The 13347-nt window shown below is 61.0% G+C and carries 15 protein-coding genes; 8 read left to right on the forward strand and 7 right to left on the reverse strand.

Annotation, left to right across the window (positions count from 1 at the left end; genetic code table 11):
* Positions 1–126: 126 nt before the first annotated feature.
* Complete coding sequence (gene tyrS / locus FS767_RS01600) at positions 127–1326, reverse strand: tyrosine--tRNA ligase (protein ID WP_144963972.1); 1200 nt, start codon at positions 1324–1326, stop codon at positions 127–129.
* A gap of 213 nt (positions 1327–1539) precedes the next feature.
* Here tyrS and FS767_RS01610 point away from each other — a divergent pair, with 213 nt between their 5' ends.
* Both FS767_RS01610 and FS767_RS01615 read left to right on the forward strand, forming a co-directional pair.
* Entirely contained in the window at positions 1540–2961 is a 1422-nt protein-coding gene (locus tag FS767_RS01610; protein WP_058603066.1) for a peptidoglycan DD-metalloendopeptidase family protein, read from the forward strand.
* Between the two features lie 4 nt (positions 2962–2965).
* Positions 2966–4057, forward strand: a complete 1092-nt coding sequence (locus FS767_RS01615) for an anhydro-N-acetylmuramic acid kinase (RefSeq protein WP_144963973.1) — start codon at positions 2966–2968, stop codon at positions 4055–4057.
* A 63-nt stretch (positions 4058–4120) separates the two neighbouring features.
* Here the strand turns inward: FS767_RS01615 and erpA are convergent, their stop codons facing one another.
* Complete coding sequence (gene erpA, locus FS767_RS01620) at positions 4121–4471, reverse strand: iron-sulfur cluster insertion protein ErpA (protein WP_023532751.1); 351 nt, start codon at positions 4469–4471, stop codon at positions 4121–4123.
* Positions 4472–4601: 130 nt separating this feature from the next.
* Positions 4602–5636, reverse strand: a complete 1035-nt coding sequence (argC, locus tag FS767_RS01625) for an N-acetyl-gamma-glutamyl-phosphate reductase (RefSeq protein ID WP_144963974.1) — start codon at positions 5634–5636, stop codon at positions 4602–4604.
* A 141-nt stretch (positions 5637–5777) separates the two neighbouring features.
* Here argC and hemJ point away from each other — a divergent pair, with 141 nt between their 5' ends.
* From hemJ to FS767_RS01650, 5 genes are all read left to right on the forward strand, one after another.
* Complete coding sequence (gene hemJ / locus FS767_RS01630) at positions 5778–6203, forward strand: protoporphyrinogen oxidase HemJ (protein WP_023532455.1); 426 nt, start codon at positions 5778–5780, stop codon at positions 6201–6203.
* Positions 6204–6380: 177 nt separating this feature from the next.
* The gene (locus FS767_RS01635; protein WP_058603063.1) at positions 6381–7163 is read left to right on the forward strand and encodes an SDR family oxidoreductase; all 783 of its coding nucleotides are present in this window, start codon (positions 6381–6383) and stop codon (positions 7161–7163) included.
* A 64-nt stretch (positions 7164–7227) separates the two neighbouring features.
* Positions 7228–7566, forward strand: a complete 339-nt coding sequence (locus tag FS767_RS01640) for a histidine triad nucleotide-binding protein (RefSeq protein WP_058603062.1) — start codon at positions 7228–7230, stop codon at positions 7564–7566.
* Between the two features lie 65 nt (positions 7567–7631).
* Positions 7632–8279, forward strand: coding sequence for a 2-polyprenyl-3-methyl-6-methoxy-1,4-benzoquinone monooxygenase (gene coq7, locus FS767_RS01645; protein ID WP_058603061.1), 648 nt, complete (start codon positions 7632–7634; stop codon positions 8277–8279).
* 9 nt (positions 8280–8288) lie between these two features.
* Complete coding sequence (locus tag FS767_RS01650; protein WP_144963975.1) at positions 8289–9329, forward strand: DUF2157 domain-containing protein; 1041 nt, start codon at positions 8289–8291, stop codon at positions 9327–9329.
* A 38-nt stretch (positions 9330–9367) separates the two neighbouring features.
* On the opposite strand, the gene FS767_RS01655 is transcribed toward FS767_RS01650, so the two are convergent.
* Positions 9368–9790 carry an OsmC family protein gene (locus tag FS767_RS01655; RefSeq protein WP_023532673.1) on the reverse strand — a complete coding sequence of 141 codons (423 nt, stop codon included), beginning with the start codon at positions 9788–9790 and terminating at the stop codon, positions 9368–9370.
* Between the two features lie 187 nt (positions 9791–9977).
* Between FS767_RS01655 and crp the strand changes: the two genes are divergently transcribed.
* On the forward strand, positions 9978–10622 hold the full coding sequence (gene crp, locus FS767_RS01660) for a cAMP-activated global transcriptional regulator CRP (protein ID WP_144963976.1): 645 nt from the start codon (positions 9978–9980) through the stop codon (positions 10620–10622).
* Here the strand turns inward: crp and FS767_RS01665 are convergent.
* The 3 genes from FS767_RS01665 to trpD form a co-directional block, all read right to left on the reverse strand.
* Positions 10619–11323 carry a lipoate--protein ligase family protein gene (locus tag FS767_RS01665; RefSeq protein ID WP_144963977.1) on the reverse strand — a complete coding sequence of 235 codons (705 nt, stop codon included), beginning with the start codon at positions 11321–11323 and terminating at the stop codon, positions 10619–10621. The genes crp and FS767_RS01665 overlap by 4 nt on opposite strands.
* Positions 11324–11464: 141 nt before the next feature.
* Positions 11465–12298: an indole-3-glycerol phosphate synthase TrpC gene (gene trpC / locus FS767_RS01670; RefSeq protein WP_058639593.1), complete on the reverse strand. Its 834-nt coding sequence runs from the start codon at positions 12296–12298 to the stop codon at positions 11465–11467.
* Positions 12295–13344, reverse strand: a complete 1050-nt coding sequence (gene trpD / locus FS767_RS01675) for an anthranilate phosphoribosyltransferase (protein WP_058639594.1) — start codon at positions 13342–13344, stop codon at positions 12295–12297. The genes trpC and trpD overlap by 4 nt, the downstream gene beginning before the upstream one ends.
* Positions 13345–13347: the final 3 nt, after the last annotated feature.

A 13347-nucleotide genomic window follows, 5' to 3' on the forward strand; every position in this document is an offset into this window, starting at 1 on the left:
TGGAAGTGGGGCGCATTATAAGGGGATTCGAAACCGCGTCAACCTTTAATTTCATATAAATCAAAAGCAAAGCGGGGAGGCCCTTCGGCCTCCCCCCGCTTATAGAGAGTACGCGCAGCGAATGCCTTACTCTGCCTTGAGCGTGACGCGTGCGAACGACTTCTTACCTGCCTGGCAGACATGGGTCGCGCCCAGTGCAACCACGAAATCACGATCAACGACAGCACCATCGACCTTCACCGCCCCACTCCCCAGCAGATCCCGCGCCTGCGCCGAGTTCTTGACCAGACCGGCACGGTTGAGCACCGCAGCAATGGGCAGCGGCTCGGCGGCAAGCACTTCGATCTCGGGCAAGTCTTCTGGCAACTCGCCCTCTTTCATACGATTACCAGCGGCGCGATGAGCGTTGGCTGCGGCCTCCTCACCATGGAACCGCGCCACGATCTCCTCCGCCAGCTGGATCTTGATGTCCCGCGGGTTCGCCCCATTGGCCACATCCACGCGCAGCTGATCGATGTCTTCCATGGAACGGAAGCTCAGCAACTCGAAGTAACGCCACATCAGGGTGTCCGGAATCGACACTAGCTTGCTGTACATCACACCCGGCGCTTCCTGGATGCCGACATAATTACCCAGCGACTTGGACATCTTCTTGACGCCATCAAGCCCTTCGAGCAGGGGCATGGTCACGATGCTCTGCGCTTCCTGACCGTAGGCACGCTGCAGTTCACGCCCCATCAGCAGGTTGAACTTCTGGTCGGTCCCGCCCAGCTCGACATCCGCCTTGAGCGCGACAGAGTCATAGCCCTGCACCAGCGGGTAGAGGAATTCATGAATGGCGATGGGTTGATTAGTGGTGTAGCGCTTGTCGAAATCGTCGCGCTCCAGCATACGGGCGACCGTGTACTGCGATGCCAGACGGATGAAGTCGGCAGGTGTCAGCGTGTCCATCCAGGTGGAATTGAACGCGACCTCGGTCTTGGCCGGGTCGAGAATCTTGAAGACCTGCTGCTTGTAGGTCTCGGCATTGTCCAGCACCTGCTCACGGGTCAATGGCGGGCGTGTGGCGCTCTTGCCGCTGGGGTCGCCGATCATGCCGGTAAAGTCACCGATGAGGAACACCACGGTATGCCCCAACTCCTGGAACTGGCGCAGCTTGTTGATCAGTACCGTGTGACCGAGATGAAGGTCAGGAGCGGTAGGGTCGAAACCGGCCTTGATGCGCAAGGGCTGACCACGCTTGAGTTTTTCAACCAGCTCGGACTCCACCAGTACTTCTTCCGCACCGCGCTTGATAAGCGCCAGCTGCTCTTCAACCGACTTCATAGACAAACCCGCAAGGCTCAGATTCAGGGGGAGCCAACCATACAAGATCGGCCGTCAAATACAAGTTTTGCAAAGGGATGTGACCTGGGGGCGTGTGCGCAGCGTCTACGCGCCCTTGCGTGAAAATGGTTTTGGTTATATTTTATACAGTTATTTCATCTTCATCATGTCATTCATCTATTCCATTTCACCTTTTTCAAAGTCTCCTTACCCATGACCAACGAACCGCCTAAAGCGCCTCCGCTTTATCCGAAAACACACCTGTTGGCCGCCAGTGGCATTGCCGCCCTGCTTAGCCTGGCATTGCTGGTGTTCCCATCCAGCGACGTGGAAGCCAAGAAAACCACCCTCAACCTCGAGCTGGAAACCCCTGCCGAGCAACTGAAAGACGAATCCCGCGCGGCGCCACTGGTGCAGGCAGCCGGTGAGCAAGGCTCGCCGTTTGCGCAGATCGATGAGGCGGCTGCCTCCACCCAGAAAGCCGAACAGCAAACCCCGCCGGCCGAAGCCGCCGCACAGCCTGCGAAAGACCCTGCCCACCGGGAAGTCACCGTCGCAAGCGGAGATACCTTGTCAACGCTGTTCGCCAAGGTCGGCCTGCCGGCCAATGCCGTCCACGACATTCTTGCCAGCAGCAAGCAAGCCAAGCAGTTCAGCCAGCTCAAGCATGGCCAGGTCCTGCAGTTCGAATTGGACAAGCAAGGCCAGCTGGCCAGCTTGCACAGCAAGGTCGGCAGCCTCGAAACCATTCGCCTGACCAAGACGGCCAAGGGCTACACCTTCAACCGTGAAATCAGCAAACCCGTAGTGCGCACCGCCTACGCCCATGGCGTCATCAAGAGCTCGCTCTCGGCATCGGCACAACGCGCCGGGTTGTCCCACAGCCTGACCATGGACATGGCCAAGGTGCTGGGCTACGACATCGACTTCGCCCAGGATATTCGCCAAGGTGACGAGTTCGACGTGGTCTATGAGCAGAAGGTGATGGACGGCAAAGTGGTCGGCACCGGTAATATCCTCTCGGCGCGCTTTACCAACCGTGGCAAGACCTACACGGCCGTGCGCTATACCAACAAGCAAGGCAACACCAGCTACTACACGGCCGATGGCAACAGCCTGCGCAAAGCCTTCATCCGCACACCCGTGGATTTCGCGCGCATCAGCTCCCGCTTCTCTGCCGGGCGCAAGCACCCGATTCTCAACAAGATCCGCGCCCACAAGGGGGTGGACTATGCAGCCCCGCGAGGCACGCCCATCAAGGCCGCGGGTGATGGCCGTATCGAGCTGGCCGGCCGGCGCGGCGGCTACGGCAATACGGTGATCATCCAGCACGGCAATCGGTACAAGACCTTGTACGGTCACATGCAAGGCTTTGCCAAAGGCATCAAGACCGGGGGCTCGGTCAAGCAGGGCCAGATCATCGGCTATATCGGGACCACCGGCCTTTCCACCGGTCCCCACCTGCACTACGAGTTCCAGGTCAACGGCGTGCATGTTGATCCGCTGAGCCAGAAAGTGCCGATGTCCGACCCGATCGCCAAGAACGAGCGCCAGCGTTTCCTGCAGCAAAGCCAGCCGCTGATCGCACGCATGGACCAGGAAAAAGCCACGCTACTTGCCATGAACAAACGGTGAGCCCATGGGCCTTTACCTAGGTGTGATGTCAGGGACCAGCCTGGATGGGCTGGACATCGCCCTGATCGAGCAAGGCGAGCACATCGAACTGCTCGCCACCCATTATCTGCCCATGCCAACGGAACTGCGGCAAGCGCTGCTTGACCTGTGTACTTCTGGGCCGGATGAAGTAGCGCGGGTCGCCCTCGCTGAGAACCTGTGGGCGGCCTTGGCAGCCCGAGGCATACGGGATTTGCTCGACCACCATGCCTTGCAGCCCAAAGACATTCGCGCTATCGGCAGCCATGGCCAGACCATTCGCCATGAGCCTGCCCGAGGCTTCACCGTACAGATCGGCAACCCGGCGCTCCTGGCTGAACTGTCAGGCATCACGGTCGTGGCCGACTTTCGTCGCCGTGACGTAGCGGCCGGTGGTCAGGGCGCACCGCTCGTCCCGGCGTTCCACGAAACCCTGTTCGGCCACCTCGAACAGCCGCTGGCCATTCTGAACGTGGGCGGTTTCAGCAACCTCAGCCTAATTGCCAAAGACAAGCCGGTCCGAGGTTTCGATTGCGGACCGGGCAATGTCCTGATGGACGCCTGGATCGAGCGCAAGCGCGGCCAGGCATACGATGCCAACGGCGCCTGGGCGGCGTGTGGGGCTGTGCAACCTGCCCTGCTGGCCTCCCTCATGGCCGACCCATTCTTTGCCGGCAGTGGGCCCAAGAGTACAGGCCGTGAAGTCTTCAACCTGCGCTGGCTGGACAGCCATCTCGCTGCGCTGCCTGCCTACCGCGACGAGGACGTCCAGGCAACGCTGCTGGAAGTCAGCGCCCAAAGCATCATCGATTCGCTGAACACCGCACAGCAAGGCACCAGGACCCTTCTGGTATGTGGGGGTGGCGCACACAATGGCGCCTTGATGGCTCGCCTTGCAACAGGCCTGCCTGGCGTGAAGGTGTCCAGCACAGCCGAACAGGGGGTAGACCCTGATTGGGTTGAGGCCATGGCGTTCGCCTGGCTGGCGCATTGCTGCCTCGAAGGCATCCCTGCTAACCGTCCCAGCGTTACGGCCGCCAAAGGCCTGCGTGTTCTGGGCGCCATCTATCCGGCCTGAGCCATTGACCTGCCCAACGAAAAACGCCGCGCTGAAGCGCGGCGTTTTGACGAAGGCAAGGCTTCAGATCGAGAACGAAGAGCCACAGCCACAGGTGGTGGCAGCATTGGGGTTCTTGATAATGAAGCGCGAGCCTTCCAGGCCCTCCTGGTAATCCACTTCGGCACCGGCCAGGTACTGGAAGCTCATCGGGTCCACTACCAGCGAGACCCCCTCGCGCTCCACGATGGTATCGTCGTCGGCCACTTCCTCATCGAACGTGAAGCCATACTGGAAACCCGAGCAACCGCCACCGGTGACGAATACACGCAGTTTCAGGCGGTCATTGCCCTCTTCGGAAACCAGGTTCTTCACCTTCAGCGCAGCACCGTGGGTAAATTCCAAAACCGTAGGGGTGAAGGTTTCGACGCTCATGTTGATTCTCCCGGCCGACGGCCGTCATAAAACTCGATGACGGCCATTATCCGCTTTCCCGAGAAAATCGGTCAACAATAGGCGACGGGCAGGTCGCGATCAGCACAGCTCGCCGTAAGCCCTCGTCAGCTTACGGCAACAGGCCGGCATGGCTCAGCCCCATGCGCTCATCAAGCCCGAACACGATGTTCAGGTTCTGCACGGCCTGCCCGGAAGCGCCTTTGACCAGGTTGTCGATGACCGACAACACCACGACCAGATCACCCCCTTGTGGACGATGAACAGCAATGCGGCAGACGTTGGCGCCGCGCACGCTGCGGGTTTCGGGGTGGCTACCGGCGGGCATCACGTCCACGAAGGGTTCGTTGGCGTAGCGCTTCTCGTACAGCGCCTGGAGGTCGACCGATGTGTCGGCGACAGTCGCATACAAGGTGGCATGGATGCCGCGGATCATCGGCGTCAGGTGAGGGACGAAGGTCAGGCCAATGTCCTTGCCCGCAGCCAGACGCAGGCCCTGGCTGATTTCCGGAAGGTGGCGATGCCCCTTGACCGCGTAGGCTTTCATGCTCTCACCGGCCTCACAGAACAGCGACCCGACAGCCGCACCCCGTCCGGCACCGCTGACACCGGACTTGCAGTCGGCGATCAAGCGCGACGCGTCGGCCAAGCCAGCTTCGAGCAACGGCAGGAAACCCAGTTGAGTGGCGGTTGGGTAGCAGCCCGGAACCGCGATCAGGCGCGCCTGGCGGATCTTGTCGCGGTTGACCTCGGGCAAACCGTACACGGCACCGTCGAGCAGATCAGGCGCGCCGTGAGGCTGGCCGTACCACTTCGCCCACTCCACTGCGTCCTGCAGGCGGAAGTCGGCCGACAGGTCGATGACCTTGGTGCCCGCCGCCAGGAGTTCGCCCGCCAGGGCATGAGCGACACCATGGGGGGTGGCAAAAAACACCACATCACACGCGCCCAGGGTCTTGCTGTCAGGCACGCTGAATGCAAGGCCGTCGTAATGGCCGCGCAGGTTCGGATACATGTCGGCCACCGCCACACCGGCTTCCGAGCGCGAGGTGATGACCGCTACCTCGGCCTGTGGGTGCTGAGCCAGCAGACGCAACAGTTCGACGCCGGTGTAACCCGTGCCGCCGACGATACCGACCTTGATCATAACGCTTGCCCCTTATCAACGAGCCGTCTGGAAAACGCACGATGATAGGGGCGTGATGCGTCTGTCACAACACTTCAGGTGTCCCTGAGGGCGCCTGGGCACTACTATCTGACGACCGTGAATACCTGAAGGAATGCCCCGATGCTCTACCTATGGATCAAAGCGCTGCACATCGTCAGCGTCGTATGCTGGTTCGCCGGCCTGTTCTACTTGCCACGGCTGTTCGTCTACCATGCCCAGAGCCAGGACAGCATCAGCCAGGACCGGTTCGTGACCATGGAACGCAAGCTGTACCGAGGCATCATGAACCCGGCGATGATCGCCACGTATGTGTTCGGCGCCTGGATGCTCTACCTCACACCGGGGTGGCTGAGCCAGGGCTGGCTGCACGCCAAGCTGACACTGGTGCTTCTGCTGACCGGCTACCACCATGTGTGCGGGGCCCAGCGCAAACGCTTCGCCGCCGGCACCAACACCCGCAGCCATGTCTACTATCGCTGGTTCAACGAGGTACCTGTTCTGATCCTGCTGGCGGTCGTTATCCTGGTGGTGGTCAAACCGTTCTGAGAATGGTGCCCAGCACTGGGCCTGCCAGGACGGTGCAAAGCTACTCGCCGATCGTCATAAGCGCCACTGACAGCCCACGCAGCGGCGCACTCCCAGGCTTGGGCAGCCCAGCAAAACGCAGCACCCGCCACCGCCAAGCTGTACACTAGATGCCCTCTTCGGCCCCAGGAGCCCTGCATGACCCGTTACGCCATGATCACCGGCGCTTCCACCGGCTTGGGCCTGGCCCTGGCGGAGGCCCTGGCACGGCGCGGGCGCAACCTGATCCTGGTCGCACGCCACCGTGAAACCCTGGAGCCGGTCGCCATCGAGCTTGCCCAGCGTTTCGGCGTCGAAGTGCTGTTGCGTGCGTGCGATCTGAGCCAACCGCTTAGGCTGTCAGGGTTCGTCCTCGAGCTGGAAGAAGGCGAGCGGCGCATCGATTTGCTGGTCAACTGCGCCGGTCAGCGCACCTACGGCCCATTCCTGGCCCATGAATGGGCCGACGAACAGGACCTGCTCGAAGTCAACGTGCTGGCACTGAGCCGCTTGTGTCATGCCATCGGCAATCTGATGGCGGTACAGGGCGGCGGCCAGATCCTCAACGTTGCCGGGCTGGCCGGCGTGGCTCCCGGGCCATGGATGGCCACCTATGCCGCCAGCAAGGCATACGTGATGAATTTCTCCCAGGCCCTGCGCGAAGAGCTCAAACCCACAGGCATCAAAGTCTGCGTGCTGTGCCCGGGGCCGGTGCGTTCCTCACGGCGCCACATCGCCCGGCTCGAAGGCAAAAGCCGCTGCCTCAGCCCCGAGGAAGTGGCGCTGTACACCGTTCGCGCGCTCGCCCGCAACCGCGCCTTGATTCTGCCGGGGCGACGCAATCGCTGGCTGGCGTTCGCCCCGCGCCTGCTGCCGAACGGGTTAGTGCGCAAGCTGGCAGGTGTGATTCACCGGCGTTATTGTCCAGTCGGTATGGAATAGTCGCTGGGCGAGCGGCTTCGGCCTGAGTACACTCGGCCCGGACCCTCACCATGGAGCAAGTGCTGTGGACGATTTATTCCTCAAGATCATTAACCGGGAGATCCCGGCGAAGATCATCTACGAAGATGACCAGGTTCTGGCATTTCACGACATCGCCCCCCAGGCCCCGGTGCATTTTCTGGTCATTCCGAAGAAGCACATCCGCACCCTCAACGACCTGACCGAAGAAGACAAGGGCCTGGCTGGGCACATTCTGTTCACAGCCCAGCGTCTGGCCAGGGAACTGGGCTGCGAGGAAGGCTTTCGCGTGGTCATGAACTGCAATGAACAAGGTGGGCAGACGGTCTACCACATTCACATGCACGTGCTCGGCCAACGCCAGATGAACTGGCCACCGGGCTGATCCACCGCAAGCGACTCGAGCGCGATTGGGTTAGACTGTCGGGCACACTCTTGCGGAGGTGCCCGATGGCTACCGAACGTCACTATTCCCCGCTCGACCGCTTGTTGCTGCAGGCCGACACCGCCATGCGCACCTTGCTGCCGTTCAGCGGCCAACCCTCTCGTCCGTCCCCGGCCATCGTCAAGCCCGCCGTCGAACTCGAAGATCGGCAGGCACGTCACGTGGCAGGGCTGATGCGCATAAACCACACCGGTGAAGTCTGCGCCCAGGCGCTTTATCAAGGCCAGGCCTTGACGGCCAAACTGCCGTCAGTGCGCAAGGCCATGGAGCGCGCTGCGGATGAGGAAATCGATCATCTGGCCTGGTGCGAACAACGCATCCGCCAACTCAACAGCCACCCCAGCGTCCTGAACCCGCTGTTCTATGGCATGTCATTCGGCATCGGCGCTTTTGCCGGGCTGGTGAGTGACAAGGTGAGCCTGGGCTTCGTGGCAGCGACCGAGCACCAAGTCTGCAAGCACCTGGACGAGCACCTGGTGCAGATCCCTACTGAAGATGAAAAATCCCGAGCCATCCTCGAGCAGATGCGCGTCGACGAAGAACAGCACGCCGATACGGCACTGCAAGCCGGTGGCTACCGCTTCCCTGCGCCTGTGCGTTTTGGCATGAGCCTGCTGGCCAAGGTCATGACCAAGAGCACCTATCGCATCTGAAGGCTCGTCATGACAACACGTTTCGATGCCAGGGACCTGGCGCGAGCGGTCGAGGCGGGGATTCTCCAGCCAGGCCAGGACCAGGCCTTGCAAGCCTTTCTCAGCCAGCGTCAAGAGGCGACAGGCAGCCTTCAACTGGCCCACAGCGCGTTCTACTTCGGCGCACTGCTGGTCATGGGGGCCATGGGCTGGCTGCTCAACGAGGCATGGCTACGCCTCGGCGACACCGCGTTACTGGCCGTGGCCAGTGCCTACATCGGGTTGTTGACCCTGGTCGCACTCAGTCTTCAAAAGCGCAAGCAACCCATTGCGGCCGGCGTACTGGCCGCAGCCGCGGTCAGTATCGTGCCACTGGCCGTCTTCGCGCTGGAGCGGTTGCTCGGTTGGTGGCCGCTCGATGACGTGCAAGCTGATTACCACCAGTACTACACCCATGTACAGGGCGGTTGGCTGGCCATGGAGGCCGCTACCGTTGTTGCAGGTGTGGCGATGCTCCGCCTTGTCCCCTACCCGTTTATCGTCATGCCCATTGCCGTTGCCCTGTGGTTCATGTCGATGGACCTTACCGAGTGGGTATTCGGCGCGCCATTTAGTTGGGAACAACGCCGAGTGGTATCTCTGTGGTTCGGGTTGGCGACCTTGCTGGTGTTTCTGGTAGTCGATGGCAGGACGCGGCAAGACTATGCCCATTGGGGCTATCTGGCCGGCCTTGCAGCCTTCTGGGGTGGGTTGACGATGCTCGACAGCGGCAGTGAATGGGGGAAAGCCACCTACTGCCTGATAAACCTTGTGCTCATGGGGGTTGCAGTGTTGCTGCGCCGGCCCGTCTTCATGGTGTTCGGGGCACTTGGCGTTGCCGCCTACCTGGGGTACCTGGCGTATGACGTATTTGCCCAATCCCTGTTGTTCCCGGTGTTGGTCAGCTTGATCGGCTTGGGCGTCATAGGGCTGGGCCTGCTTTACCAAAAACACCGGGAGGCGTTGAGCCAGTCGGTCAGAAGCGCACTACCAGGCTGGCTATACGCGACACTGCCAGCACTGCGCCACTAAGCGCCGCCGGTACGCGCCGCGCAGCTCGCGCCCGTTGCTCAACCCAGTTCCACGATCTCGTAGCCATGGGTGATTTCGACCCCGGCACGCTCAAGCATGATCGACGCCGAGCAGTATTTTTCGGCCGAAAGCTCGACAGCACGCTTGACCTGGGCCTCTTTCAACCCGCGGCCCTTTACCACGAAATTCATGTGGATCTTGGTAAATACCTTTGGATCCTCGCCTGCCCGCTCGGCCTCGAGAAACGCTTCGCAGCTCTCCACCGCCTGGCGCGACTTTTTCAGGATGCTGACCACATCGAAACTGCTGCAACCGCCCAGGCCCAGCAACAACATTTCCATCGGCCTGACGCCCAGGTTGCGGCCGCCGGCCTCGGGTGGGCCATCCATCACCACGACGTGGCCGCTGCCGGACTCGCCAAGGAACATTGCCTCACCGGCCCACTGGATACGTGCCTTCATCACCCGAACTCCTGAATTTGCAAAAAGGGTGTCAGCTTAGTCGTTGTGCCGCTGTGGGAAAAGTATGTAAGGAGGCGCTTTAATGCCGAAACATTTTGTAGTGTCTGATAAGCTGGCGCCAATCGAATGGCGTTTTTCCAGCCAACAGCCATGGACGCCCATGGACTGCACAGAACAGGATTTCGCGATGGCAGCCTCTGCCCTAACCCCAAAGATCAAGAACATCGACAAATTGCTGGTGCACTGCCAACGCCGGCGCTACAGCGCCAAGAGCAACATCATCAGTGCAGGTGAACGCGCGCAGACGTTGTCGTTCATCATCAAGGGGTCGGTCACCATCCTCATCGAAGACGAAAATGGCCATGAAATGATCATCGCCTACCTCAACAGCGGTGACTTCTTCGGTGAGCTAGGGCTGTTCGAACCGGTTGAGGCGCAGCAGCATCGTAGCGCCTGGGTTCGGGCCAAGACTGAGTGCGAAGTGGCGGAAATCAGCTACGACAAGTTCCGCGAACTGGTACGACACGAGCCGGACATGCTCTACGCCGTCAGTAGCCAGATAGCCCAGCGCCTGCGCGACACTACCCGCAAGGTTGGGGACCTGGCCTTCTTCGATGTCACCGGCCGAGTTGCGCGGTGCTTGCTCGACTTGTGCAAGCAGCCCGACGCCATGACCCATCCAGACGGCATGCAGATCAAGATCACCCGTCAGGAAATCGGGCGAATCGTCGGTTGTTCACGGGAGATGGTCGGCCGCGTCCTGAAGGACCTGGAAGAACGCAGCCTGGTCCAGGTCAAGGGCAAGACCATGGTGGTACATGGCACGCGCTAGCTGACGGGCACCTCAGCCAGCACCTGCGCGTACGCTTGGGATAGCCGTGCGAACCACGGTGCCGCCGGTGCTACCTCATGCAAGGCGATGTGTGCATCGGCGCGGCATCGCTGTTCAAGGTTGCAGCACATATTGAAGTGGTTGACGGCAGCTACCATTGCCTCCCGGTCGTTATCCAGCAGCAATGCCCCATGCACCAGCACCACCGGGCCCTTGCCTGCGGCGGCCTGGCGCCAGCGCTGGGCGGTCCCCACCAACTTGCGACCATTGAGGTTGACGTTGTACCGGCCATCGCAGAATGCACCCTCGATCTCGCCCACCGAGGCGACACCGCCCCACTCCTGCAGCACCTCGCACAGTGGCAGGCACAAGCGCTGGTAGGCTTTTTCGATACGCCCTTGATCGCCCTCACTGCGCGGGGCCGCATAGACCAGGGCGATATTTACCGTCGAATGGGACTGCGGTACAGGTTCGCCGCCGGTTTCGCGCAGCAGCACTGGCCAGCCAGCGCCAGCCAATTGCGCACTCGCCGCTTCAAAGTGCTCCAGCCGGCTCATCCTGCGAGGCATCACCAGCGCCTGGTCAGTGGGGCGCCAGAACAACACACCGTTATCGCGCTCGCCCCGGCAAACGGCGGCCAGCAGGTCCTGTTCGGCAAGCAGCCCTTGCTCGACGGTAAGGGCCAGGGGCTGGTCAGTCATTGATTCACCTTCGATTGAGTTACGCAGCCTGTGGCCACTACCGTTAGCGTCACAGCCTCTGCATGACAGGCATCAGGGCGAAAGCGCCCTAAGCCAGATGGCAACCATGAAAAAGCCGGCAACATGGCCGGCTTGGTTCATTCAGTCCAGTTGCTGAATGGTCTTTTTCACTTGATCAGGGAAGAACAAACGCTGGAGCTCGAGCCCCGGGTTCTCAGCCCGCATGAATGCCTCACCCACCAGGAATGAATAGACGCGGTTGATCTTCATCAGCTGCACATCGGCCTGATTGAGAATGCCGCTCTCGGTAATGGCGAGCCGATCCGCGGGGATACGTGGCAGTAGGTCCAGCGTGGCCTCCAGGTTCACTTCGAAGGTATGAAGGTTACGGTTGTTGACACCCACCAATGGCGTGTCCAGCGTCTTGAGTGCGCGCTCAAGCTCAGCACCATCGTGCACCTCCACCAGCACATCGAGCCCGACCGACTTGGCCGTGGCCGCCAGCTCGGCCATTTTCACATCGTCGAGCGCCGACACGATCAGCAGCACGCAATCTGCGCCCAGAGCACGGGCCTCGACGATTTGATAAGGGTCGACCATGAAGTCCTTGCGGATCACCGGCAGCGACACGGCTGCTCGCGCCTCTTTGAGGTAGTCGTCCGCCCCCTGAAAATAATCGACATCCGTTAACACCGACAGGCAAGTTGCGCCGCCTTTCTCGTAGCTCACGGCAATGTCTGCAGGGACGAAATGCTCCCGGATCACACCTTTGCTAGGGGAGGCCTTCTTGATTTCAGCAATCACCGCTGGCTGCTTGCGCTCGGCCTGACGCAGCATGGCGTTGGCGAAACCACGGGGCGCGTCGGCCGCCTTGGCCAATTGCTCAAGTTCGGCAAGGCTTACGCGAGCACTGCGCTCGGCCACTTCCTCGAACTTGCGGGCGATGATCTTTTCCAGCACCGTTGGCACGCTCATGCTTCATTCTCCACCTTGAATACGGCCGTAAACGCACCCAGCTCCTGCAGTTTCTCCCAGGCCAACCCGGTGTGCAGCACGTCGTGGGCAAGTTCAACGCCGGCCTTCAGGCTCATGGCGTGATCTGCGGCATATAGGGCTGCACCGGCATTGAGCACGATCATCTCGGCGGCCTTCTGGCCGTTCTCGGTCTTGCGTCGACCCAGCGCATCACGAATCAGCGCCAGGGACGCTTGCGGGTCCTCGACCGCCAGGCCATGAAGGCTCTGGCTCTTCATGCCCAAGTCTTCCGGTTCAACCCAGTACTCGGCAATCTCGCCATTTTTCAATTCAGCCACGAAAGTGGGCGCTGCCAGGCTGAACTCGTCCAGCCCATCCTTGGAATGCACCACCAGCACATGCTTGCTGCCCAGGCGGTGCAGCACCTCGGCCAGAGGACGGCAGAGCGCCTGGGTGAACACCCCAACCACCTGATGCTTCACACCGGCCGGATTCGTAAGCGGGCCAAGCATGTTGAACAAGGTCCTGAGCCCTAGATCGCGACGCGGCCCAGCGGCATGTTTCATGGCGCTGTGGTGACTTTGGGCGAACATGAAGCCGATACCCAGGCTGTCGATGCAGCGGGCCACCTGAACGGGCGTCAGGTTCAGGTAGATGCCAGCCGCTTCCAGCAGGTCTGCGCTGCCACTTTTGCCGGACACCGCCCGGTTACCATGCTTGGCGACGGTGCAGCCGGCAGCAGCCAGTACGAAAGCGGATGCCGTGGACACGTTGAAGATATTGGCACCATCGCCCCCGGTACCCACGATGTCGACCACCCCATCAAGGGTGTTCAGCTCGACCTTGTCAGCCAACTCCCGCATGACCGACACCGCGCCAACGATTTCGTCGATGCTTTCACTTTTCATGCGCATGCCCATCAGAAATGCGCCAATCTGCGCTTCACTGCATTGGCCGGTCATGATCTGGCGCATCACGCCGCGCATTTCATCGGTGGAAAGGTCCAGATGGCCGACAATGCGACCCAGCGCGCTCTTGATATCCATATT

The organism is Pseudomonas sp. DE0010, from assembly GCF_007680745.1.
Taxonomy (GTDB): domain Bacteria; phylum Pseudomonadota; class Gammaproteobacteria; order Pseudomonadales; family Pseudomonadaceae; genus Aquipseudomonas; species Aquipseudomonas parafulva_B.